This window comes from Streptomyces sp. NPDC005794, from assembly GCF_042871445.1.
Taxonomy (GTDB): Bacteria; Actinomycetota; Actinomycetes; order Streptomycetales; family Streptomycetaceae; genus Streptomyces.
Map to the genome: position 1 here is coordinate 104,642 of NZ_JBIAIN010000007.1, position 19,680 is coordinate 124,321.

Sequence of the window (19,680 nt, forward strand, 5' to 3'; positions counted from 1 at the left end):
ATAGTACTCACGCGGCATCAGGAAGGGCGGGGCGGTGTGGCGACCTCACGTCACGCCGCCCCGCTCCATGCGAGCGAACAATGAAGTCACGGGCCACTCCGGAGCACAGGAATGCGAAGATTTCGCCGTGATAAGACAGTCCGGGCGGACGAACCACCGCCCTTAGCGGTACCGATCAATATCAATGAGGCAAAAGACCTTATCGAGGTTCTGCGGCATGCGCGGACACAGATAGCCAAGTTGACCCGGGAGGACGTCGATCAGGAACGGGTCACGCAAGCCGGCGGGTCTGCTCTCATCGCGTCCCTCTATGCGCGCATCGGCTTGACCTTTACCCGAGGTGGGGGCACCGTTCCCGTACTCATCACAGAGATCGGCCAGGTCGAGGCGGCGGTGCTCAACCTGGAATCCTATGACGGGCACGAAGTAATTCTCTGCCTCGGGTACGCACTGCTGCAAAAGCTGGAAAACCGCAAAGGCGCCTGCCAGTCGCTGTGTCTGGTCGACGGAGTATGGGCCATCGCTGACGAAACGGGAGAGTCCGCAAGTGACTCAGCGGCACCTTCCACGACCTGATCTTCTGCCCCCGCGCATCGACCAGGAGGACGTCGCTGTCGCGGACGACCACCGCAGTGGCACGGACCGCTTGCAGCGCCTGCTCAACACGTGTGACTGGGACGCTGACGAAGTCCGTGACGACGTCAGGGAGTTCGTGATCGAGCACCTCGGTGACCGTCAGGCGGTGCTCGTCGTGGACGACACCGGGTTCCTGAAGAAGGGCATCCGCTCGGCCGGGGTCCAACGTCAGTACACCGGCACGGCGGGCCGGGTCGAGAACAGCCAGGTCGGCACCTTCCTGGCCTACGCCACCGATGCCGGTCACACGTTGATCGACCGGGAGCTGTACCTGCCCGCGTCCTGGACCGAGGACCGGGACCGCTGCCGCACTGCCGCGGTCCCCGACGAGGTCGCCTTCGCCACGAAGAACGAGCACGCCAAGGCGATGATCGAGCGGGCTCTCGCCGCGCGGGTGCCGTTCGCGTGGCTGACCGCTGATGAGGCATACGGGCAGGTCAAGGGCTTGCGGTACTGGCTCGAACAGCGCGGGGTGTTCCATGTGCTGGCGACGCGCCGCACCGACACCGTCGTCACCGCCTCACGCATGGACCACCCCGTGGACGAGCTGGTCACCGCTCTGCCCCGGCAGGCGTGGAAGCGCCGTTCGTGCGGGCGGGGAGCCCACGGCGAGCGTGTCTACGACTGGGCCCGGGCCCCGATCCGCCCCTGGCGCGAGGAGGGCGTCGAGCACTGGGTCCTGGCCCGCCGCAGCATCATCGATCCCACCGAGATCGCCTACTACGTGTGCTTCGCACCCGAAGACACCACCCTGAACACCCTCCTTGCCGTGGCCGGCCGCCGGTGGACGATCGAGGAGTGCTTCCAGACCGCGAAGAACGAATGCGGCCTCGACCACTACCAGGTCCGTAAATACCAGGCCTGGTACCGGCACATCACCCTCGCCATGGCGGCCCACGCCTACCTGACCACGATCCGCTCACAGGAGCTCAAAAAAGGGGATCACAACCCGGTGACCAGCACCTCGTCCCGCTGAGCCTGCCCGAGATCCGCCGCCTGACCGCCCAGCTCACCGCACGCCTCCTTCCCCCGGTCGCCCATGTCCTGCACTGGTCCCACTGGCGACGACAAGGTCCGCCTCGGCGGCGGCCTGTTCGGCGGTGACGGGCTCGGCGCCCGGGGCGAGGACCTCCACGGTGAGGGCGATGCGCTCCGGATCACCCGAACCCGCGATCAGGACCCGGTGGCCGGCGGCGACGGCCAGGCGAGCCAGCACCGTGCCGGCCTTGCCCGCGCCCAGGATGCCGATCACCGGAAGTGGCTGAGTGGTCATCACGTACTCCTTTGCTGTGGTCAACTGCGTTCAGTCGGCCAGCAGTTCACGGGCCATCGGGACGACCTTCGTGCCGTACAGCTCGACCGCCCGCAGCCGGGCACTGACCGGCTGGGTGCCAGCGGTGTAGACAAGGTCGAACCGGCCGACACCGAGTTGCTTGATGGCGGCGGCCATCTTGCGGGCGACGGTCTCGGGGGAACCGACGTACATCGAGCCGTGCTCGATCTCGGACTCGTACTCACCCTTGGTGACCGGCGGCCAGCCGCGCAGCGCCCCGATCGTGTCGCGTATGGCCTTGAAGTGCGGCCAGTGCAGGGCACGGGCCTCCTCGTCGGTGTCGGCGACGAACCCCGGGGAGTGCATGCCGACCGGGTGCGCCGTGGTCCCGAACTGCTCGGCGGCGCGCTGGTAGAGGTCGATGTAGCGGCTGAAGCGGGCCGGGTCTCCGCCGATGATCGCGAGCATCAGTGGCAGCCCGTAGTGGGCGGTGCGAATCACCGACTGCGGGGAACCGCCGACCCCGACCCAGGTGGGCAGGCGCCCGGACTCGGTCTTGGGGAAGACGTCGGCGTCCGTCAGGGCGGCCCGCTGGGTGCCCTCCCAAGTGACCGGCTTCTCCTCCAGCAGCCGGACGAACAGGTCCAGCTTCTCCTCGAAGAGCACGTCGTAGTCGGCCAGGTCGTAGCCGAACAGAGGGAAGGACTCGGTGAACGAGCCCCGGCCCAGGATGACCTCGGCACGGCCATCGGAGAGCGCGTCGAGGGTGGCGAACCGCTGGAAGACGCGCACCGGGTCGTCCGAGCTGAGCACGGTGACGCCGGAGGCGAGCCGGATCCGCTCGGTGCGGGTGGCGATGCCCGCCAGCACGGTTTCGGGCGTGGAGACGGCGTACTCGGGGCGATGGTGCTCGCCGAGCGCGAGGGCGTCGACCCCGATGGAGTCGGCGAGTACGGCCTCGTCCACGACCTGCCGGATCGCGCCGGCGTACGAGACGGGACGGCCTTGGTCGTCCTGGGGGACGTCGCCGAAGGTGTCGAGGCCGAAGAGGACGTCGGGCGTGACGGCGGACATGGCGGACTCCGTTTCGGAGGAGGAACTGCGTGTGGAGGGGGTGGCGAAGAGATGCCCTCGGGCGGGCTTACCAGGCGTACGGGCCAAAGCGGCCCCAGGCGATCACGACCGCGATGGCGAGCAGGACGACGTTGACACCAACGTTCGGCCACTCGCCGCGCCGGGCGTGGGTGACCACCGCGCCGATCATGATCAGTGCGACGCCGACGGCTGCGAGCGGCGTGAGCACGGTGGCGATGCCGGTGACGGCCGGGAGGATCAGGCCGAGCGCGGCCAGCACCTCCACCGCGCCGATGGTCTTCACCTGACCGGACGTGAAGCTCTTCGCCCAGGCCATGGACTCGGCGGTCTTCTCGTAGGGCTGGGCGAGCTTGCCGCCGCCGGCGGCAAGCATTCCGGCGGCCAGCAGGGACTGCAGGATCCAGAGGAAGACGTTCATGTCGGGTCCATTTCATTTCGACGTGAGGGGGACGTGGGGCCGGGCCTGACGAGCGGCTGGCCGAGCCTCGTACATCCTAAGCGGACTTCACCCCGCTTAAATTCCCGACCTCCGGGTGGGGATAGATTTGCCGCATGGAACGATCGCCGCTGCCCTTCGGGCGGCCCCGCGCCGAGCGCGCCGACGCCGCCCGCAACCGAGAGCAGTTGCTGACGGTGGCGCGCGAGATGGCCGCCGAGCTGGGGGCGGACAAGGTCACCATGGACGGCCTCGCCGAACGCGCCGGCCTGGGCAAGGGCACCGTCTACCGCCGTTTCCGCACCCGCGCCGGCATCTTCCACGCCCTGCTCGAAGACGACGAGCACGCCTTTCAGCACCAGGTCCTGGCCGGCCCGCCCCCACTCGGCCCGGGTGCCGAGCCCCTCGACCGGCTGGTCGCCTACGGTCGAGCCCGCGTCGCCTACCTCGCCGACCACGTCACGATCGTCCGCTCCTCAATGGACCGGCACCGGGCCGCCCCCGCCGAGGGCGGCAGTAGCTTCAGCCAGGCCCACATCCGCATGCTGCTCGGCCGGGCGGGCACCGGTGTCGCCGATCTGGACAGCCTCACGGTGCAGCTCACCAGCGCACTGGAAGGCCCCTTCATGATCTTCCTCGCGCTGCCGGGGAACGGCCCCGACGGGGACGCCGAGGCCGACGCCGCCTTCCAGCACCGCACCCGCCCACTGGGCGACAGCTGGCAGACCCTGATCGAGCGGGTCTGCCGCACGGCGTGACTCCCCGGGATCACCCTGGCCTGGCCCGACCGGGCCACTCCTCCCACCGCTGTGTCCTTCATTGACTACTGGCTGTCCGCAGCCAACTGCCCGATTCGTCGGATTTCGCTAGATGATCGAGAGGTGCCGCGGCGACCACCTCGCCCCGGCGAAGCATGGCGCCCCTTCGGGGCGTACAAAGCCACAGCTTGCTCGAAAGGAACCGTCATGGGCGTCAACAAGGAAGAAATCAGCAAGACCATCATCGAGCTGGAGAAGTCCCACAACGAGCGGTGGAGCGCGGGCGACAACCGCGGCTGTCTCGACGGGTTCGCCGAAGAGGTCAGCTATTTCGACCCGATCCTCAAGAACGTCCTGGTCGGCCGGGACAAGGTCATCGCTGGATCGACTCCATCTACTCCAACCCGCACATCGTGCGCAGCCAGTACCTCAACCCGCAGGTGCACGTCAGCGACAGCGGTGACTTCGCTGTCATGGGCTACAACCTGAACACCTTCGTTCTCGACGAGAACGGCACGCACCGCGCTTGCACCTCACGATCACAGACGCACCGTTCCACCCCGACGCGGCATGACCTCAGTCACGCCGCTCTTCGTCGTGCGGAACAGCTTCAGTCCCGACACCTTCCCCTCCACTGCCGGGAGACCGACCGCTCCGCACGGGTACCGCTTTGGTTCCTCGATCGGTCCCTATGTCGTAAAGAAACGTGAAGGGGATTTTGCTCTGGAACTCCCCGCTACGGCACTGAACAGCGCACATCCCAGCATGGGCACCGTCATCCCATCCCAGCAAGATCCCAGCACGGTAGGGATGAGCAGGGGTGATGACAGGTGACGAGGGGTCAGCTATCCAGCACCATCCCAGCACGGGAGCCGCGACAAAGCACAAGAAGATCCGGGACGCAAAGACTATGCGTCAGCGAGGCAGGCTGCACAGCACTCCGGCGGTGTAATAGTTTCTGTACTAGACTTGTAGCCATGAAATCACCCCGCCCCGGCGGCACGGAGAACATCTCCGTCTCGATGCCCTCGGAACTCCTCGGCGCTCTGCGTACGCGCACCGGCAAGCGCGGCGTGTCCGCGTACGTGACAGCGGCGGTCCGGCATCAGCTGGCGATGGACGGCCTCGCCGAGATCGTGGCCGCCTACGAAGCCGAGCACGAACCGTTGAGCGAGGCCGAGATCCAGGCCACGCAGCGCGATTTGTTCGGTGACGCACCGGCGCCGTACGCGTCGAACGACAGCGCCGCATGAAGGAGCCCGCTGCCAGGTCCATGGTTCTGGACTCCCAGGCGCTGTCGCTCCTCCTGCGCAACGACCGCCAGATGGTCACCCGGATCGAGGCCGCTCGGCGCATAGGGGTGCCCGTCCTCGTGTCGGCCCTGACGGTGGTGGAGGCCGTCTACGGGAAGACGGACACCGCCCGGCTGCACTGGCTGCTCTCCCGCCTTCAGGTCCAGGACGTCACCCAGGCGGACAGCCTCACCGCCGTGCAGCTACTGAGCGACGCCGGTGGCCTGCACGGCCACAAGTACGCCGTCGACGCCCTTGTCGCCGCGATGGCGCTCCGCTCCCCGGCGCCCGTGCTTGTGCTGACCTCGGACCGCGACGACTGGGCGAAATTGTGCGGCGACCGCGTACAGATCAAGGACGTCTGACCTCGGGATTCACCCCTTCCAACGAAGACGGCTCGCGACCCGAGAACGGCCCTCCGGACCGCGCGGCATCGAATGCGCGGATCGCACGACGACTCATCACCCTTCGCGCCACCTTCCACTACCTCATCGCCGTCACCGAGGGAGAGTTGCGGCACGACGTCGACCACATCACGCGGACCGTCGCCCCCGGCCAGTGGCTGTGGGTGCGCCCGGGGCACGCGCAGTGCTGGCACCCGCCAGGCGCGGCCCGCGGCCCGTTCATCCTGTTCGAACCGGATGTACTGCGGCCCGGCATCGCCCGCCTGCTGGCCCCTCTCACCGCACACGAGGCTCCTGCCGTGCTGAGCCCGCACCCCGACGACGCCGCCTGGCTCCAGCAGACGGCACTCCAGCTTCTGGACGAACACCGCGCACTCGGACGCGGTCCCCTCGACGTCCACCACGCCCTGCGGCGCAGCCTGCTCGAATCGCTGCTGCTGCGCCTCGCAGGCGCCCCTGGGATCACCCCCGCCGAGACGAGTGCCGGCGGCAGCCGTGGTGACGCCTACGGACGGTTCGCGGACGCCCTGGAGCTGCACTTCCGCGAACTGCACCGGGCCGCGGACTACGCCGAGTTGCTCGGCTGCTCGGTCCGCACCCTCAGCCGCGCCGCCCGGGAAACCGCTGGCAAGGGAGTGCGTGAGCTCATCGACGAGCGGCGTCTGCTCGAAGCCCGGCGCCTGTTGGGAAGCGCCCGATGGGATGCCCGGTCCGTGGCCGACCACCTCGGCTTCACCGACCCCGCGAACTTCGGCCGCTTCTTCCGCGACCGCACCGGTCTCACCCCGGCCGCCTTCCCGGCCGACGAGACCACGATCCTCCCCCCTCCTCCCCCTGGTTGACGGTCCCGAGCCCCCGCGTGCCGCCTTTGGCCGACGGGCCCAGCCTCGCACGCGCGGGTGCCGGCACGGTCAGTCTGTGGTGAAGCTGGACAGCACCGCGGCCGGGAGGCGGCTGCCTGCCGAGCCGTGGGGAAGGATCTCCGTGATGCGGGCCAGATCGGTGGCGGAGAGCTGGACGTCGGTGGCGCCGGCGTTCTCCTCGATGCGCTTGGTGCTGCGGGTGCCGGGAATGGGCGCGATGTCCTCGCCCTGGGCGAGCAGCCAGGCCAGCGCGAGTTGGGCGGTGGTGATGCCTTTGGTGTCGGCCAGGTTCTTGAGCTGTTCGGTGGCGTGCAGGTTGTAGGTGTAGTTCTCGCCCTGCCAACGTTCGTCCCAGCTGCGCATGTCGTCCGCGGCGTACTCGCCGGCGGGCTTGACCTGGCCGGTGAGGAAGCCGCGGCCGAGCGGGGAGTAGGGCACCAGGCCGATGCCGAGTTCCCGTAGAACGGGAAGGATCTCCTCCTCGACCTCCCGCTCGAAGAGCGAGTACTCGTACTGGAGCACGGAGACCGGGGTGACGGCGTGGGCGCGGCGGATGTACTGGGGGCCGACGTTGCTCAGGCCGAAGTACTTCACCTTGCCTTCGGTGATCAGTTCGCCGACCACGCCGGCGACCTCCTCGACCGGAATGTCGGGGTCGGAGATGTGCTGGTAGAAGAGGTCGATGTGGTCGCTCCGCAGGTAGCGCAGACTGTTCTCGGCGACCTTGCGGATGTTTTCCGGGCGGCTGTCGAAGGCGGGGCTGATCGCCGGGGCGGTCATGTCGAAGCCGAACTTGGTGGCGAGGACCACCTCCTCGCGGAAGTCCTTGACTGCCTCGCCCAGGAGCATCTCGTTGCTGCCGGTACCGGCGCCGTACAGCTCGGCGGTGTCGAAGAAGTCGATCCCGAGTTCGTGGGCGCGGCGGATGGTCGCGATGCCCTCGTCGTCGTTCGACGCACCGTAGGCCATGGACATGCCCATGGTCCCCAGGCCGAGCGCCGAGACGCGCAGACCCTGAGAGCCCAGATTGCGGTGCTGCATGAGTTCACTCCCTGAGTAGTTCGCCGGCTTCACCCGCAGAGGTCAAACCGAACTGTTCCGTTTGACTCTACGCGCCGATCACCCGAATGCCAAACCAAACGGTTTGGTGCTCTATCCTGGGACCATGTCCCAGTCCCGCGACTCCGGCCAGACCGCAGCGCCCGCAGCCGCCGCCGGCGACACCACGCGCGAGCGCATCCTTACCGCTGCCATGGAGGAGTTCGCCCGCCACGGCATCGCCGGCGCCCGTGTGGACCGCATCGCCAGACTCGCCAAGACCAGCAAAGAACGCGTCTACGCCTACTTCCGCGGCAAAGACGCGCTCTATGCCGCCGTCGCCGCACGGGAGTACGTCGTCATCGCCGAGGCCACCCAGATAGACCCGTCCGACCTCCCCGGCTACGCGGGCCGCCTGTTCGACTACTTTGTCGCCCGTCCGGACCACCACCGACTGATCACCTGGGGCCGCCTCGAACTGCCGGGCACCACAGCCGTTACCGACGATCCCGAACAGGCAATGATCGCCCGCAAAATCGACCAGCTCCGCCAGGTGCAACAGGCCGGACAGCTCGACCCCGCCTGGGACCCGGCCGACGTCCTCGCCCTGGTCAACCAGATCGCCATGACCTGGGCATCACAACCCGAACTCAGCGAGGCCGCCGCCGCACACGCCGTGGACCCCACCACCGCCGCCCGCCGCGCCGCAGTGGTGACCGCTGTCGAGCAGCTTTTCCCTCGAGCGCACTGAGGCCCCCCGACCTGCGGCAGCCCTGCCCGAGCATCCCCCGAACGGCGCCGGCCGCCCTTGCCGCTCATCCATGGGCACATCCTGCTGACGAATCAGCCCTCCTGGACCAGGCAACCGAAAAAGTCTGCCGCTGTCTGGTCCGTCAGATGTTCTCTCCCTCGGAAACAACGGGCAGGGGCGACGTGCGCAGTCAGGCCGCAGCGCTCCCGCCCGGCGAGGAGAAGGCGGGGACCGAGGAATGGCTCGCGTTCGCCACCACGCACCTCCAACGTCTCTCCGAGACCGCCTCGGCGCCAAAGCTCCCCACACCACCCAAACCCGGCGCCGCCGAGCGTGCACCCTTCCTCCACGGCTGGAGTCCGTACGGGCCCCGCTCGTACTGAGCCAGCGCCGGCCCGCGTCCCAGCACGGGCGTTCGCATCTCATCCCAGCACCATCCCAGCACGGGCAAGAACTAAGGGCCCGACTCCGAAGAGCCGGACCCTTCCTGACCTGCATATTTGCCAGATCGGCGACGTGGTGATATGTCAGCCGCTACACGTTGAAGCGGAACGCCTGCGGTCTGATCCTGACCTGCGACGGAGCCCCCTCCAGGGCCCTGACCAGCCAATTCTCCGTTGGCTCGCGTTGGCCTGCGACGGGCGCTTACGGGCGTCCTGCGGACTCTCTGCGGACCGGACGGATACCCGTCCGCACAGTCTGCGCGGCCACGACCATTCGCACCCAGAGATTTACGACCACCGGTAGCATGGGCACCATGAGTAGTAGCAAGAAGTACTCGATCAGCCTGCCCGAGGACCTCGCCGAAGCCGCACGCGCCCACGTCGGGCCCGGCGGTTTCTCCTCCTACGTTGCCGAAGCCCTCGAACAACGGGTCGCCATGGACAAACTCCGGGAGATCGTCGCCGACTTCGCGACCGACAATGACGAGCTCACCCGCGAGGAGGTCGAAGCCGCCCGCACGCTGCTGCGCCATGACCACCGACAGGTAGGCGGGGCCGCAGCCTGATGCCCGGCACCCTACTGCTCGACAGCGAAGGCCTCTCCAAGCTCTACCGCAAGGACCGCGCCGTCATGACCCTGGTCCAAGCGGCATCGGAGGAAGGCATCCGCGTGGCGACAAGCGCCATGACCACCCTCGAGGCCGACTACGAGCGCATTCACCCCGCCCGTATCAAGTGGGTCCTCTCCCGCGTCGACGTTCACGACGTCACCAAGGAGATCACCGATCAGGCCGCAGCCCTCCTGCGCAGCCACCGCCTCCACGGCCACAAGTACGCCATCGACGCCGCCTTCGCCGTCATCGCCCGCACCGCACCCCAGCCAGTCACCGTCCTGACCTCCGATCCCGAGGACCTGACGCTCCTGTGCGGCCCCGCCGTAGAGGTCGTCAAAGCCTGAACGCCGACCGCAGTCGCACCAACCAGACCCGTCATCAACACCTCAGCGCTTCGCGGCACAAGGACTCCACGCGGACGTACACCTGCGCCCGACCCACCAACAAGCGGGCCGGGCACATCTCTTGACTGTTCGTCAGACGTTGAAGCGGAACTCCACCACGTCGCCGTCCTGCATCACGTAGTCCTTGCCCTCCATGCGCGCCTTGCCCTTGGCGCGGGCCTCGGCGACCGAACCGGTCTCGACCAGGTCGTCGAAGGAGATGATCTCCGCCTTGATGAAGCCCTTCTGGAAGTCGGTGTGGATCACACCGGCCGCCTCCGGGGCCGTGGCGCCCTTCTTGATCGTCCAGGCGCGGGCTTCCTTCGGGCCTGCCGTGAGGTAGGTCTGCAGGCCGAGGGTGTCGAAGCCGACGCGGCCCAGGGTGGCCAGGCCGGGCTCGTCCTGGCCCATGGACTGGAGGAGCTCGAGGGCCTCCTCGTCGTCGAGTTCGATCAGCTCGGACTCGATCTTGGCGTTGAGGAAGATGGCCTCCGCCGGGGCGACCAGGGCGCGCTGCTCGTTCTTGAAGTCCTCGTCGACCAGCTCGTCCTCGTCGACGTTGAAGACGTAGAGGAAGGGCTTCGTCGTGAGCAGGTGCAGCTCGTGGAGGAGGCGGCCCTTCTCGGTGCCGGCCGTGATGCCCTGGGAGAAGAGCGTGTCGCCCGCCTCGAGGATCTTCTGGGCCTCCTCGACGGCGGCGAGGACCGCGACCTTGTCCTTCTGGAGGCGGGCCTCCTTCGTCAGGCGCGGGACGGCCTTCTCGACGGACTGGAGGTCGGCCAGGATCAGCTCGGTGTTGATCGTCTCGATGTCGTCCTTGGGCGAGACCTTGCCGTCGACGTGGACGACGTTCTCGTCCTTGAAGGCGCGGATGACCTGGCAGATCGCGTCGGACTCGCGGATGTTCGCGAGGAACTTGTTGCCCAGGCCCTCGCCCTCGCTCGCGCCTCGCACAATGCCCGCGATGTCGACGAAGTCGACGGTGGCGGGGAGCAGCTTCTGCGAGGTGAAGATCTCGGCGAGCTTGTTCAGTCGGGGGTCGGGGACGCCCACGACGCCGACGTTCGGCTCGATGGTGGCGAACGGGTAGTTGGCCGCCAGCACGTCGTTCTTGGTCAGGGCGTTGAACAGGGTCGACTTGCCGACATTCGGCAGGCCGACGATTCCGATCGTGAGCGACACTTTGGCGACTTCCTGAAGTGGAGGAGAGGGGCTGTGCGGGCGGGCCGGGTGTGGACCGATTCTCCAGTTTACGGGCGGGGCCGGGCGACCGGTCACGGGTGCGGGGACGGAGGCCGGTGGGGGCCGAACGGTCCTGGTTTCGGCCGTGTGGGATCGAACGCAACGCCAAGGTCGTCCAAAGCGCGTGTCCAACGCCCGAAAGAGTGCACACGGCGCCCTAGGTTGTCGGGGTGGAGCAGCACAGGACACGTACCCCGCAGCGCAGGCAGCCCTCGCAGGCTCAGCCCGCCCCGCCCGGCGGCCTCGGCGAGGTCACGGCCGCGGGCGCCTATCCGGTGACGGTGGCGGTGACACCGGCGAAGGGCCCGGGGGCACGGCCGGGGACGCGGCCCGGAGGCGTGCCCCCGGTGGTCATGGCGCTGCGCAGATTTCCCGACCCCCGGCTGACCGGCATCGGAGCCGGCCTCTTCGCGGCCCTGACCATGTTCCTGCTGGCCTGTGTGGACCAGCTGCTCTTCGACGGTTCGGAGATCGTCTACGGGCTGCTGTTCCTGCCCGTCAGCGCCCTGACCGCGCTCTGGGTGCGGCCCGCCGACCTGGTGACCGCGCCGATCATCGTGCCCATCGCCTTCGCGGTCGGCGTGATCCCCGTCGCCGGGGGCACGGGCGGCTTCGGTGGGCAGGCGATGGCTGTCGTGACCGCGCTGGCCGTCCAGGCCGGCTGGCTGTACGGGGGCACGCTCATCGCGGGGCTCATCGCCACCGTACGGAAGATCAGGCAGATGCGGGAGCGGCAGCGGCACGTGCTCAAAGCTGAACGAGCGGAACGAGCCGAACGGACCGAACGGACCGAACGGACCGAACGAGCAGAACGGACCGAGCGAGCGGAACGGACCGGAAGGGCTGCCCGCCGCCCCCGCGCGTAGGAGCTACTCGGCGGCGGCCGCCATGGCCGCGCCGACGATGCCCGCGTTGTTCTGCAGCTCCGCCGGGACCATCTCGGCCCGTACGTTCTCGATGAGCGGCAAAAACTTCTCCGCCTTGCGGCTGACACCCCCGCCGATGATGAAGAGCTCGGGCGAGAACAGCATCTCCACGTGGACCAGGTATTTCTGCACCCGGTGCGCCCAGTGCTGCCAGCTCAGGTCCTCGTCCTCCTTCGCCTTCGTGGAGGCGCGCTTCTCCGCGTCGTGACCGTGCAGCTCCAGGTGGCCGAGCTCGGTGTTGGGGACCAGCCGCCCGTCGGTGAAGACCGCGCTGCCGATGCCCGTACCGAGGGTCAGCATGATCACCGTGCCCTTGCGGCCGCGGCCCGCCCCGAAGGTCATCTCGGCGATACCGGCCGCGTCGGCGTCGTTGAGGATCGTGACGGGCTGCCCGATGCGGTCGCTGAGCAGCGCCCGGGCGTCCGTGTCGATCCAGCCCTTGTCCACATTGGCCGCGGTCCTGGTGATGCCGCCGGTGACGACTCCGGGGAACGTGATGCCGACCGGCCCCTGCCAGCCGAAGTGACCGACCACCTCGACCACACCGCCGGCCACGCTCTCGGGCGTGGCCGGGTGAGGTGTCAGTACTTTGTGGCGCTCCTGCGCCAGCTCTCCGCGGTCCAGGTCCACGGGCGCACCCTTGATCCCTGAACCGCCGATATCCACACCGAAGATCTCCATGTGATCCACGGTACGGGCAGGTGGCGCGGATCACTCCCCGGAGGGGCGGGTAACCCGCGCACGCCCCGGATTACTCGGCGGAGAGTGCGGCGGCTTCGGCGCGCAGGTCGCGCCGGAGCTCCTTGGGCAGCGAGAAGGTGATCGACTCGTCCGCGGTCTTCACCGTCTCCACGTCCGCGTAACCCCGCTCACCCAGCCACTCCAGCACGCCGTCCACCAGGACGTCGGGCACCGAGGCGCCCGAGGTGAGGCCGACCGTGGTGACGCCTTCCAGCCATGCCTCGTCGATCTCGTCGGCGAAGTCCACCAGGTGGGCGGCGGGCGCGCCGGCGTCCAGGGCGACCTCGACCATGCGGATCGAGTTGGAGGAGTTCTTCGAGCCGACGACGATGACCAGTTCGGCGTCCTCCGCCAGCTTCTTCACCGCGACCTGGCGGTTCTGCGTGGCGTAGCAGATGTCGTCGCTCGGCGGGGAGAGGAGGTTGGGGAACTTCTGCTTGAGTGCGCCGACGGTCTCCATCGTCTCGTCGACGGAGAGCGTGGTCTGGGAGAGCCAGACGACCTTCGACTCGTCGCGGACCTCGACGTTCGCGACGTCCTCGGGGCCGTCGACCAGCGTGATGTGGTCGGGCGCCTCACCGCTCGTGCCGATGACCTCCTCGTGGCCCTCGTGGCCGATCAGGAGGATGTCGTAGTCCTCCTTGGCGTAGCGGACGGCTTCCTTGTGGACCTTGGTGACCAACGGGCAGGTCGCGTCGATCGTGGCGAGCTTGCGCTCGGCGGCCTCGGCGTGGACGGTCGGTGCGACGCCGTGCGCGGAGAACATCACGATGGAGCCCTCGGGCACCTCCGCGGTCACGTCGACGAAGATCGCGCCCTTCTTCTCGAGCGTCTGCACGACGTATTTGTTGTGCACGATCTCGTGGCGGACGTAGACGGGGGCCCCGTACTGCTCCAGGGCCTTCTCGACGGCGATCACGGCGCGGTCCACACCCGCGCAGTAGCCACGGGGTGCGGCGAGCAGGACACGGCGGGCAGGAGTTGCAGTCATGCGCACCATCGTAAGGCCGTATCGAACAGGCGCCGGATCGGCGGGGTCGGGAGACTGAGGCGTACGCAATCCAGCGTCACCCAGCGGCGGAGGTCTCATGGCGGGCAGCAGCGTCGAAGAGGGAAAACTGCGGCGCACACTCGGCTTCCGGGACCTGGTGGTCTACGGACTGCTGTTCATCGCGCCCATGGCCCCGGTCGGCGTGTTCGGCACCCTGGACGCCAAGTCCGACGGGGCCGTGGCGCTGGTGTATCTGGTGGCGACCGTGGTGATGGCCTTCACGGCGTTCAGTTACGCGCAGATGGTGCATGTCGCCCCGCTCGCCGGATCGGTCTTCGCGTACGCCCGCAAGGGGCTCGGGGAGGGGCCCGGGTTCATCGCCGGCTGGATGGCGATGCTCGACTACCTGCTCATCCCGGCGGTCGCGTATCTCTTCTCCGGGATCGCGATGAACGCGCTGGTTCCCGAGGTGTCCCGGTGGGTGTGGACGGCGATCGCCGTCGTCGTGACGACCGCGCTCAACCTCTGGGGCGTACGGGCGGCGGCCCGGGTGGGCTTCGCGGTGCTCGCCATGGAGATCGTGGTGCTGCTGGTGTTCGTGGTGTCGGCGGTGGTGGTGCTGGCCAGGGACGGGGCGCAGCGCGGCTGGCTGACACCGCTCACCGGCGACTCCGGATTCTCGATGACCGCGGTCGTGGGAGCGGTGTCCATCGCGGTGCTGTCGTATCTCGGCTTCGACGCGATCGCCTCTTTCGCCGAGGAGGTGACGGGCGGTTCGGCGAAGGTGGCGCGGGCGGTGCTGTTCTGCCTGGTGCTGGCCGGGGCGCTGTTCGTGGTCCAGTCGTATCTGGCGGCACTGCTGGAACCGGTGAGCTCGGCGGAGCTGGCCGCGGATCCGGTGAAGCAGGGGTCCGCGTTCTACGACGCGGTGGATGCCTCGGTCGGATCCTGGCTGCACGACCTGGTGGCCGCCAGCAAGGCGATCGGTGCGGCCTTCGCAGCGCTGGCCGGGCAGGCGGCGGCCGGGAGGCTGGTGTTCGCGATGGGTCGGGAGGGGCGGCTGCCGTCGTTCCTGTCCCGGGTCGACCCCCGGTCCGGGGTGCCGCGCGTCGCGATCGCGTGCGCGGCGGTCGTGACGTTGGTGGCGGCGGTGTGGGCGGCCAGGCGCGACGACGGCCTCGATCATCTGGTGTCGGTCGTGAACGTCGGCGCGCTCACCGCGTTCGTACTGTTGCACGCGTCGGTGGTGGGCTGGTTCGCCGTACGCCGCATGGAGGGGCCGCCGAGCTGGTGGCGTCATGTGCTGATGCCGGTGGTGGGCGCGGCCGTCCTGGTCGCGGTGATCCTGGAGGCGACGACGAGCGCGCAGTTGGTGGGGCTGTGCTGGCTGGGCGTCGGGCTGGTGGTGTTCGCGGTGCAGTGGGGGCGGCGGGCCGCCTGATGGTCGGTCCCGGCCGATACGCTCGCCCGTATGGCTCTCACTACGTCCCCGGAAGCCCCGCTGCCCGTCGGCGACGTGTCGCGGCTGATCGGCGGGTGGATCGACCGGCTCGGCGCGGTCTGGGTCGAGGGGCAGATCACCCAGCTGTCGCGTCGGCCCGGTGCCGGGGTGGTGTTCCTGACGCTGCGCGACCCGTCCCACGACATCTCGGTGAGTGTGACCTGCTTCCGGCAGGTCTTCGACCGGATCGCCGATGTGGTGACGGAGGGCGCGCGGGTCGTGGTCCTCGCCAAGCCGGAGTGGTACGCCCCGCGCGGGCAGCTGTCGCTGCGGGCCACGGAGATACGGCCGGTGGGCATCGGCGAGCTGCTGGTGCGCCTGGAGCAGCTGAAGAAGTCGCTGGCCGCCGAGGGCCTTTTCGCGCTGGACCGGAAGAAGCCGCTGCCCTTCCTGCCGCAGCTGATCGGGCTGGTCTCCGGGCGGGCGTCGGCGGCGGAGCGCGATGTGCTGGAGAACGCGCGGCGGCGCTGGCCCGCGGTGCGCTTCGAGGTGCGTAACACCGCGGTGCAGGGCGTGCACGCGGTGAATCAGGTGGTCCAGGCGGTCCAGGAGCTGGACGGGCTGCCGGAGGTGGATGTGATCGTCGTGGCCCGTGGCGGCGGGAGTGTGGAGGACCTGCTGCCGTTCTCCGACGAGGCACTGATCCGCGCGGTGGCCGCGTGCCGTACGCCGGTGGTCTCCGCCATCGGGCACGAGCCGGACTCGCCCCTGCTCGACCTGGTGGCCGATCTGCGGGCGTCGACACCGACGGACGCGGCGAAGAAGGTCGTGCCGGACGTGGGTGAGGAGCTCGACCGCGTCCAGCAGCTCAGGGACCGGGCGCTGCGGACCGTGCGAGGGCTGATCGACCGGGAGGAGCGCGGTCTGGCCCAGGCGCTGAGAAGGTCCTCCATGGAGCGGCCGCAGCGGATGGTGGACGAGCGGGAAGCGGAGATCGACGCGCTGGTGGGGCGGAGCCGCAGGGTGCTCGGGCATCTGCTGGACCGCGCCGACTCGGAGCTCGCGCACACCAGGGCCCGGGTCGTGGCGCTGTCGCCCGCGGCGACGCTGGAGCGGGGATACGCGGTGCTGCAGCGGCCGGACGGCCATGTGGTGCGCTCCCCCGCGGATGCCGGGGCGCCGGGCGAGGAGCTGCGGGCGCGGGTCTCCGAGGGCGAGTTCACCGTACGGGTCGCGGAGTGAGGGGCCGGGTCTGCCGGACCCCACGGGCCAGGTCTGCCGGACCCCGGGCCTACGACCTCACCCGCGACAGGGAGTGGATCAGCGAGCGGCGTCATGCGGCTTCGGGTCCGAGGCGGAGTCGCGGGGCGTCGGGAGTCCGCTCTCCGTGGCGGGTCGGATCGATAGGGTGGTCGGCATGACGGACGACGGGACGACGGCGGCTGCCGCGGCGGGCACGCTCGGGTACGAGCAGGCGCGGGACGAGCTGATCGAGGTCGTACGCCGCCTGGAGGCGGGCGGCACGACGCTGGAGGAGTCGCTGGCCCTCTGGGAGCGCGGTGAGGAGCTGGCGAAGGTGTGCCGGCACTGGCTGGAGGGCGCGCGGGCCCGACTGGACGCGGCGCTCGCGCGCCCCGAGGAGCCTTCCGAGGCCGGCGGCACGGACTGAGGAGTACGCGCGAGCGCTTCGGGTGCTGCGTCTGTGCGGTCGGTGCGTCTGTGCGGTCGGTGCGTCTGTGCGGTCGGTGCGTCTGTGCGGTCGGTTCGTTTGTGTGGTCGATGCGTTTGTGCGGTCGATCACCCCGGGATCGTTTTAGTTGAAACTTAATCTATCCCTCGGTTACGGTGATGCCACCGCTTGATCCGTACCGTCCGGAAGGTAACGCTCCAGATGTCCCTCGTTCTTGACCCCGCCGCCCAGGACCTCCTCTTCCGTGAGGCCCGCACTGCCAACACGTTCACCGACGAGCCGGTGACCGACGAGCAGGTCCAGGCGATCTACGACCTGGTCAAGTACGGCCCCACGGCGTTCAACCAGTCGCCGCTGCGCGTCGTCCTGGTCCGCACGCCCGAGGGCCGCGAGCGTCTCGTGAAGCACATGGCCGAGGGCAACCAGCCGAAGACCTCCACCGCCCCGCTGGTCGCGCTCCTGGTAGCGGACCACGAGTTCCACGAGGAACTCCCTGCGCTCCTCCCCCACTTCCCGCAGGCCAAGGACGCGTTCTTCTCCGAGCGCCCGGTCCGCGAGCAGTCCGCAGCGCTGAACGCCACCCTGCAGGCCGCCTACTTCATCATCGGCGTCCGCGCCGCCGGCCTGGCCGCCGGCCCGATGACCGGCTACGACGCCGCGGGCATCGAGAAGGAGTTCCTGGACGGCGACCACAAGCTGCTCATGGCCGTCAACATCGGCAAGCCGGGCGAGGACGCCTGGTTCCCGCGTCTCCCCCGCCTCTCCTACGACGAGGTCGTCACCACCGTCTGATTCCCCTCCCGGAACCAGCGGAAGAGCCCCGCGACGCTCGCTCGGCGTCGCGGGGCTCTTCGCGGTCCTGACGGCCGCCTGGTTCAGGAAGCGGAGGCAGCGGAGGAAGCGGAGGCAGAGGGAGAAGCCGTCGCGGCAGGGGCCGTCTTCAGCGCGGCGGCCATCTCCGCCAGCCGCTCCGTCGGGGCCGAGCCGGTGACCACCGTCGTCACGCCCTCGGCCTGCAGCACGAGGGCGTCGTACTTCGGGCCCTCCCAGCGCTGCCACGCCTGGCCCGCCACCTCATAGGTGCGCCCGGTGTCCTCGGCCTGCTGGCTCACCTCGGGGACGTACTTCCTCGCGGGGTTCGTGGACTGCTCCACCGCGACGTACCTGCCGTCCGGGTCGAGGAAGCCCAGGTGCCAGCCGGCACCGTCCTGTCCCGCGTACGAGACGGAGGTCGGCTTCCACTCCTTCGACAGCCCGGCCGGGGCCGCCACCGGGTACGGCGCGGCCCGGCGGGCCGTCGCGAGCTCGACCCGGTAGTCGACCGCCTTGATCGGGTCGGCCTTGTCGTCGTGCGGGATGAAGAGGTAGACGACGCCCGCCACTGCGGTGATCACGAGCATCGACAGGATCATGTCCCGGACGGTCTGCTTGCCTCGCTTGCTTGCCACGGACTCAATGGTGGCACGGGCCTCCGGGCGACCGGCCATCGGGAGACCGGCCGACGGGCCCGCCCGCTCATACGTGACCCGCCCTGCTCATTTTATCGACCTACCGATAGAGTCACAGCACCCTCTTTTCCGGTCGTCGTCGTACAGAAAGGTGCGCTCCGATGTCCGAGCATCATCTGCCGTCCCAGCTCGAGGTCTCTCCGGAGGCCCCCGACCGCAACCTCGCCCTGGAGCTGGTACGGGTCACCGAGGCCGCCGCCATGGCCGCCGGGCGCTGGGTCGGCCGCGGCGACAAGATCGGCGCCGACGGCGCCGCCGTGAAAGCCATGCGCACGCTCGTCTCCACGGTGTCGATGAACGGCATCGTCGTCATCGGTGAGGGCGAGAAGGACGAAGCCCCCATGCTGTTCAACGGCGAGCGCGTCGGCGACGGCACCGGAGCCGAGGTCGACATCGCCGTCGACCCGATCGACGGCACCACGCTCAACGCCAAGGGCATGCCCAACGCGATCGCCGTACTGGCCGCCGCGGACCGCGGCGCGATGTTCGACCCGTCCGCCGTCTTCTACATGGACAAGCTGGTCACCGGGCCCGAGGCCGCCGACTTCGTCGACATCAACGCGCCCGTCTCCGTGAACATCCGGCGCGTCGCGAAGGCCAAGAGCTCGGCCCCCGAGGACGTCACCGTCGTCATCCTGGACCGGCCTCGGCACGAGAGCGTCGTCAGGGAGATCCGGGAGACCGGCGCCCGGATCAAGTTCATCTCCGACGGCGATGTCGCCGGGTCGATCATGGCGGCCCGCGAGGGCACCGGAGTCGACCTGCTCATGGGCATCGGCGGCACCCCCGAGGGCATCATCTCCGCCTGCGCCATAAAGTGCCTCGGCGGCGTCATCCAGGGCAAGCTCTGGCCCAAGGACGAGGCCGAGCGGCAGCGCGCGCTGGACGCCGGTCACGACCTGGACCGGGTCCTGTCGACGGACGACCTCGTCAGCGGGGACAACGTGTTCTTCGTCGCCACCGGGATCACCGACGGCGAACTGCTGCGCGGTGTGCGGTACCGCGCGGAGACGGCCAGCACGGAGTCCCTGGTGATGCGCTCCAAGTCGGGCACGATCCGCAGGATCGACTCGACGCACCGGCTCTCGAAGCTGCGCGCCTACAGCGCGATCGACTTCGACCGGGGCAAGTAGGCCCGGCACCACGGCTGTGGGG

At 69.0% G+C, this 19,680-nt stretch carries 23 protein-coding genes and 2 pseudogenes; 17 read left to right on the forward strand and 8 right to left on the reverse strand.

From position 1 onward, the window contains the following. Positions 1-111 precede the first annotated feature (111 nt). Both ACFYQ5_RS13340 and ACFYQ5_RS13345 read left to right on the forward strand, forming a co-directional pair. Positions 112-576 (forward strand): hypothetical protein, encoded by a 465-nt coding sequence (locus ACFYQ5_RS13340; RefSeq protein ID WP_389197066.1) that lies wholly within the window; start codon positions 112-114, stop codon positions 574-576. Between the two features lies 1 nt (position 577). Further along, positions 578-1,612: pseudogene (locus ACFYQ5_RS13345) on the forward strand (IS701 family transposase); the annotation flags it as partial. Between the two features lie 33 nt (positions 1,613-1,645). Here ACFYQ5_RS13345 and ACFYQ5_RS13350 read toward each other — a convergent pair. The 3 genes from ACFYQ5_RS13350 to ACFYQ5_RS13360 all read right to left on the reverse strand — a co-directional run bounded on the left by ACFYQ5_RS13350 (position 1,646) and on the right by ACFYQ5_RS13360 (position 3,422). After that, positions 1,646-1,909: an NAD(P)-binding domain-containing protein gene (locus ACFYQ5_RS13350; protein ID WP_389197068.1), complete on the reverse strand. Its 264-nt coding sequence runs from the start codon at positions 1,907-1,909 to the stop codon at positions 1,646-1,648. Between the two features lie 30 nt (positions 1,910-1,939). Further along, positions 1,940-2,983 carry an LLM class flavin-dependent oxidoreductase gene (locus ACFYQ5_RS13355; RefSeq protein ID WP_389197070.1) on the reverse strand — a complete coding sequence of 348 codons (1,044 nt, stop codon included), beginning with the start codon at positions 2,981-2,983 and terminating at the stop codon, positions 1,940-1,942. 67 nt (positions 2,984-3,050) lie between these two features. Further along, on the reverse strand, positions 3,051-3,422 hold the full coding sequence (locus ACFYQ5_RS13360; RefSeq protein ID WP_389197072.1) for a DoxX family protein: 372 nt from the start codon (positions 3,420-3,422) through the stop codon (positions 3,051-3,053). A gap of 134 nt (positions 3,423-3,556) precedes the next feature. Between ACFYQ5_RS13360 and ACFYQ5_RS13365 the strand changes: the two genes are divergently transcribed. From ACFYQ5_RS13365 to ACFYQ5_RS13385, 5 genes and pseudogenes are all read left to right on the forward strand, one after another. Next, complete coding sequence (locus ACFYQ5_RS13365) at positions 3,557-4,198, forward strand: TetR/AcrR family transcriptional regulator (protein WP_389197074.1); 642 nt, start codon at positions 3,557-3,559, stop codon at positions 4,196-4,198. Positions 4,199-4,405: 207 nt separating this feature from the next. Then, entirely contained in the window at positions 4,406-4,687 is a 282-nt protein-coding gene (locus tag ACFYQ5_RS13370; RefSeq protein ID WP_389197076.1) for a hypothetical protein, read from the forward strand. A 488-nt stretch (positions 4,688-5,175) separates the two neighbouring features. Beyond that, a complete protein-coding gene (locus ACFYQ5_RS13375; protein ID WP_389197077.1) occupies positions 5,176-5,451 on the forward strand; it encodes a hypothetical protein in 276 nt (91 codons plus the stop codon). Beyond that, positions 5,448-5,855 carry a type II toxin-antitoxin system VapC family toxin gene (locus tag ACFYQ5_RS13380; RefSeq protein WP_389197079.1) on the forward strand — a complete coding sequence of 136 codons (408 nt, stop codon included), beginning with the start codon at positions 5,448-5,450 and terminating at the stop codon, positions 5,853-5,855. Before ACFYQ5_RS13375 ends, ACFYQ5_RS13380 begins: the two co-directional genes overlap by 4 nt. Positions 5,856-5,959: 104 nt before the next feature. Continuing rightward, positions 5,960-6,736: pseudogene (locus ACFYQ5_RS13385) on the forward strand (helix-turn-helix domain-containing protein); the annotation flags it as partial. Between the two features lie 69 nt (positions 6,737-6,805). On the opposite strand, the gene ACFYQ5_RS13390 reads toward ACFYQ5_RS13385, so the two are convergent. Then, the gene (locus ACFYQ5_RS13390; RefSeq protein ID WP_389197080.1) at positions 6,806-7,798 is read right to left on the reverse strand and encodes an aldo/keto reductase; all 993 of its coding nucleotides are present in this window, start codon (positions 7,796-7,798) and stop codon (positions 6,806-6,808) included. Between the two features lie 124 nt (positions 7,799-7,922). Between ACFYQ5_RS13390 and ACFYQ5_RS13395 the strand changes: the two genes are divergently transcribed. The 4 genes from ACFYQ5_RS13395 to ACFYQ5_RS13410 all read left to right on the forward strand — a co-directional run bounded on the left by ACFYQ5_RS13395 (position 7,923) and on the right by ACFYQ5_RS13410 (position 9,947). After that, entirely contained in the window at positions 7,923-8,546 is a 624-nt protein-coding gene (locus tag ACFYQ5_RS13395; RefSeq protein WP_389197082.1) for a TetR family transcriptional regulator, read from the forward strand. 146 nt (positions 8,547-8,692) lie between these two features. Next, positions 8,693-8,929, forward strand: a complete 237-nt coding sequence (locus ACFYQ5_RS13400) for a hypothetical protein (RefSeq protein ID WP_389197084.1) — start codon at positions 8,693-8,695, stop codon at positions 8,927-8,929. Positions 8,930-9,303: 374 nt separating this feature from the next. Beyond that, complete coding sequence (locus ACFYQ5_RS13405) at positions 9,304-9,555, forward strand: hypothetical protein (protein ID WP_205018628.1); 252 nt, start codon at positions 9,304-9,306, stop codon at positions 9,553-9,555. Beyond that, positions 9,555-9,947, forward strand: coding sequence for a DNA-binding protein (locus tag ACFYQ5_RS13410; protein ID WP_389197086.1), 393 nt, complete (start codon positions 9,555-9,557; stop codon positions 9,945-9,947). The genes ACFYQ5_RS13405 and ACFYQ5_RS13410 overlap by 1 nt, the downstream gene beginning before the upstream one ends. Positions 9,948-10,079: 132 nt before the next feature. Here ACFYQ5_RS13410 and ychF read toward each other — a convergent pair whose 3' ends face one another. Continuing rightward, positions 10,080-11,168 (reverse strand): redox-regulated ATPase YchF, encoded by a 1,089-nt coding sequence (ychF, locus tag ACFYQ5_RS13415; protein WP_389197088.1) that lies wholly within the window; start codon positions 11,166-11,168, stop codon positions 10,080-10,082. 413 nt (positions 11,169-11,581) lie between these two features. Here ychF and ACFYQ5_RS13420 point away from each other — a divergent pair, with 413 nt between their 5' ends. Beyond that, positions 11,582-12,094: a DUF6542 domain-containing protein gene (locus tag ACFYQ5_RS13420; protein ID WP_389197480.1), complete on the forward strand. Its 513-nt coding sequence runs from the start codon at positions 11,582-11,584 to the stop codon at positions 12,092-12,094. A 3-nt stretch (positions 12,095-12,097) separates the two neighbouring features. Here ACFYQ5_RS13420 and ppgK read toward each other — a convergent pair whose 3' ends face one another. Both ppgK and ACFYQ5_RS13430 read right to left on the reverse strand, forming a co-directional pair. After that, positions 12,098-12,835 (reverse strand): polyphosphate--glucose phosphotransferase, encoded by a 738-nt coding sequence (gene ppgK / locus ACFYQ5_RS13425; protein ID WP_389197090.1) that lies wholly within the window; start codon positions 12,833-12,835, stop codon positions 12,098-12,100. Positions 12,836-12,905: 70 nt separating this feature from the next. Next, a complete protein-coding gene (locus tag ACFYQ5_RS13430; RefSeq protein ID WP_389197092.1) occupies positions 12,906-13,895 on the reverse strand; it encodes a 4-hydroxy-3-methylbut-2-enyl diphosphate reductase in 990 nt (329 codons plus the stop codon). An 88-nt stretch (positions 13,896-13,983) separates the two neighbouring features. Here ACFYQ5_RS13430 and ACFYQ5_RS13435 point away from each other — a divergent pair, with 88 nt between their 5' ends. The 4 genes from ACFYQ5_RS13435 (at position 13,984) to ACFYQ5_RS13450 (ending at position 17,809) form a co-directional block, all read left to right on the forward strand. Continuing rightward, positions 13,984-15,327, forward strand: coding sequence for an APC family permease (locus ACFYQ5_RS13435; RefSeq protein ID WP_389197094.1), 1,344 nt, complete (start codon positions 13,984-13,986; stop codon positions 15,325-15,327). A gap of 30 nt (positions 15,328-15,357) precedes the next feature. Then, entirely contained in the window at positions 15,358-16,569 is a 1,212-nt protein-coding gene (gene xseA, locus ACFYQ5_RS13440) for an exodeoxyribonuclease VII large subunit (protein WP_389197095.1), read from the forward strand. 175 nt (positions 16,570-16,744) lie between these two features. Continuing rightward, on the forward strand, positions 16,745-16,996 hold the full coding sequence (locus ACFYQ5_RS13445) for an exodeoxyribonuclease VII small subunit (RefSeq protein ID WP_389197097.1): 252 nt from the start codon (positions 16,745-16,747) through the stop codon (positions 16,994-16,996). Positions 16,997-17,218: 222 nt separating this feature from the next. Next, positions 17,219-17,809 (forward strand): malonic semialdehyde reductase, encoded by a 591-nt coding sequence (locus tag ACFYQ5_RS13450; RefSeq protein ID WP_389197099.1) that lies wholly within the window; start codon positions 17,219-17,221, stop codon positions 17,807-17,809. 83 nt (positions 17,810-17,892) lie between these two features. On the opposite strand, the gene ACFYQ5_RS13455 is transcribed toward ACFYQ5_RS13450, so the two are convergent. Beyond that, a complete protein-coding gene (locus ACFYQ5_RS13455) occupies positions 17,893-18,465 on the reverse strand; it encodes a DUF4245 domain-containing protein (RefSeq protein WP_389197101.1) in 573 nt (190 codons plus the stop codon). A 161-nt stretch (positions 18,466-18,626) separates the two neighbouring features. Here ACFYQ5_RS13455 and glpX point away from each other — a divergent pair, with 161 nt between their 5' ends. Next, positions 18,627-19,658 carry a class II fructose-bisphosphatase gene (gene glpX / locus ACFYQ5_RS13460; RefSeq protein ID WP_389197103.1) on the forward strand — a complete coding sequence of 344 codons (1,032 nt, stop codon included), beginning with the start codon at positions 18,627-18,629 and terminating at the stop codon, positions 19,656-19,658. Positions 19,659-19,680 lie beyond the last annotated feature (22 nt).

Excerpts from the sequence above, each read along its gene's own strand:
- ACFYQ5_RS13340 (WP_389197066.1), top strand. The coding sequence starts at position 112 with ATGCGAAGATTTCGCCGTGATAAGACAGTCCGGGCGGACGAACCACCG.
- ACFYQ5_RS13350 (WP_389197068.1), bottom strand. The coding sequence starts at position 1,909 with ATGACCACTCAGCCACTTCCGGTGATCGGCATCCTGGGCGCGGGCAAG.
- ACFYQ5_RS13355 (WP_389197070.1), bottom strand. The coding sequence starts at position 2,983 with ATGTCCGCCGTCACGCCCGACGTCCTCTTCGGCCTCGACACCTTCGGC.
- ACFYQ5_RS13360 (WP_389197072.1), bottom strand. The coding sequence starts at position 3,422 with ATGAACGTCTTCCTCTGGATCCTGCAGTCCCTGCTGGCCGCCGGAATG.
- ACFYQ5_RS13365 (WP_389197074.1), top strand. The coding sequence starts at position 3,557 with ATGGAACGATCGCCGCTGCCCTTCGGGCGGCCCCGCGCCGAGCGCGCC.
- ACFYQ5_RS13370 (WP_389197076.1), top strand. The coding sequence starts at position 4,406 with ATGGGCGTCAACAAGGAAGAAATCAGCAAGACCATCATCGAGCTGGAG.
- ACFYQ5_RS13375 (WP_389197077.1), top strand. The coding sequence starts at position 5,176 with ATGAAATCACCCCGCCCCGGCGGCACGGAGAACATCTCCGTCTCGATG.
- ACFYQ5_RS13380 (WP_389197079.1), top strand. The coding sequence starts at position 5,448 with ATGAAGGAGCCCGCTGCCAGGTCCATGGTTCTGGACTCCCAGGCGCTG.
- ACFYQ5_RS13390 (WP_389197080.1), bottom strand. The coding sequence starts at position 7,798 with ATGCAGCACCGCAATCTGGGCTCTCAGGGTCTGCGCGTCTCGGCGCTC.
- ACFYQ5_RS13395 (WP_389197082.1), top strand. The coding sequence starts at position 7,923 with ATGTCCCAGTCCCGCGACTCCGGCCAGACCGCAGCGCCCGCAGCCGCC.
- ACFYQ5_RS13400 (WP_389197084.1), top strand. The coding sequence starts at position 8,693 with ATGTTCTCTCCCTCGGAAACAACGGGCAGGGGCGACGTGCGCAGTCAG.
- ACFYQ5_RS13405 (WP_205018628.1), top strand. The coding sequence starts at position 9,304 with ATGAGTAGTAGCAAGAAGTACTCGATCAGCCTGCCCGAGGACCTCGCC.
- ACFYQ5_RS13410 (WP_389197086.1), top strand. The coding sequence starts at position 9,555 with ATGCCCGGCACCCTACTGCTCGACAGCGAAGGCCTCTCCAAGCTCTAC.
- ACFYQ5_RS13420 (WP_389197480.1), top strand. The coding sequence starts at position 11,582 with ATGGCGCTGCGCAGATTTCCCGACCCCCGGCTGACCGGCATCGGAGCC.
- ppgK (WP_389197090.1), bottom strand. The coding sequence starts at position 12,835 with ATGGAGATCTTCGGTGTGGATATCGGCGGTTCAGGGATCAAGGGTGCG.
- ACFYQ5_RS13430 (WP_389197092.1), bottom strand. The coding sequence starts at position 13,895 with ATGGTGCGCATGACTGCAACTCCTGCCCGCCGTGTCCTGCTCGCCGCA.
- ACFYQ5_RS13435 (WP_389197094.1), top strand. The coding sequence starts at position 13,984 with ATGGCGGGCAGCAGCGTCGAAGAGGGAAAACTGCGGCGCACACTCGGC.
- xseA (WP_389197095.1), top strand. The coding sequence starts at position 15,358 with ATGGCTCTCACTACGTCCCCGGAAGCCCCGCTGCCCGTCGGCGACGTG.
- ACFYQ5_RS13445 (WP_389197097.1), top strand. The coding sequence starts at position 16,745 with ATGACGGACGACGGGACGACGGCGGCTGCCGCGGCGGGCACGCTCGGG.
- ACFYQ5_RS13450 (WP_389197099.1), top strand. The coding sequence starts at position 17,219 with ATGTCCCTCGTTCTTGACCCCGCCGCCCAGGACCTCCTCTTCCGTGAG.
- glpX (WP_389197103.1), top strand. The coding sequence starts at position 18,627 with ATGTCCGAGCATCATCTGCCGTCCCAGCTCGAGGTCTCTCCGGAGGCC.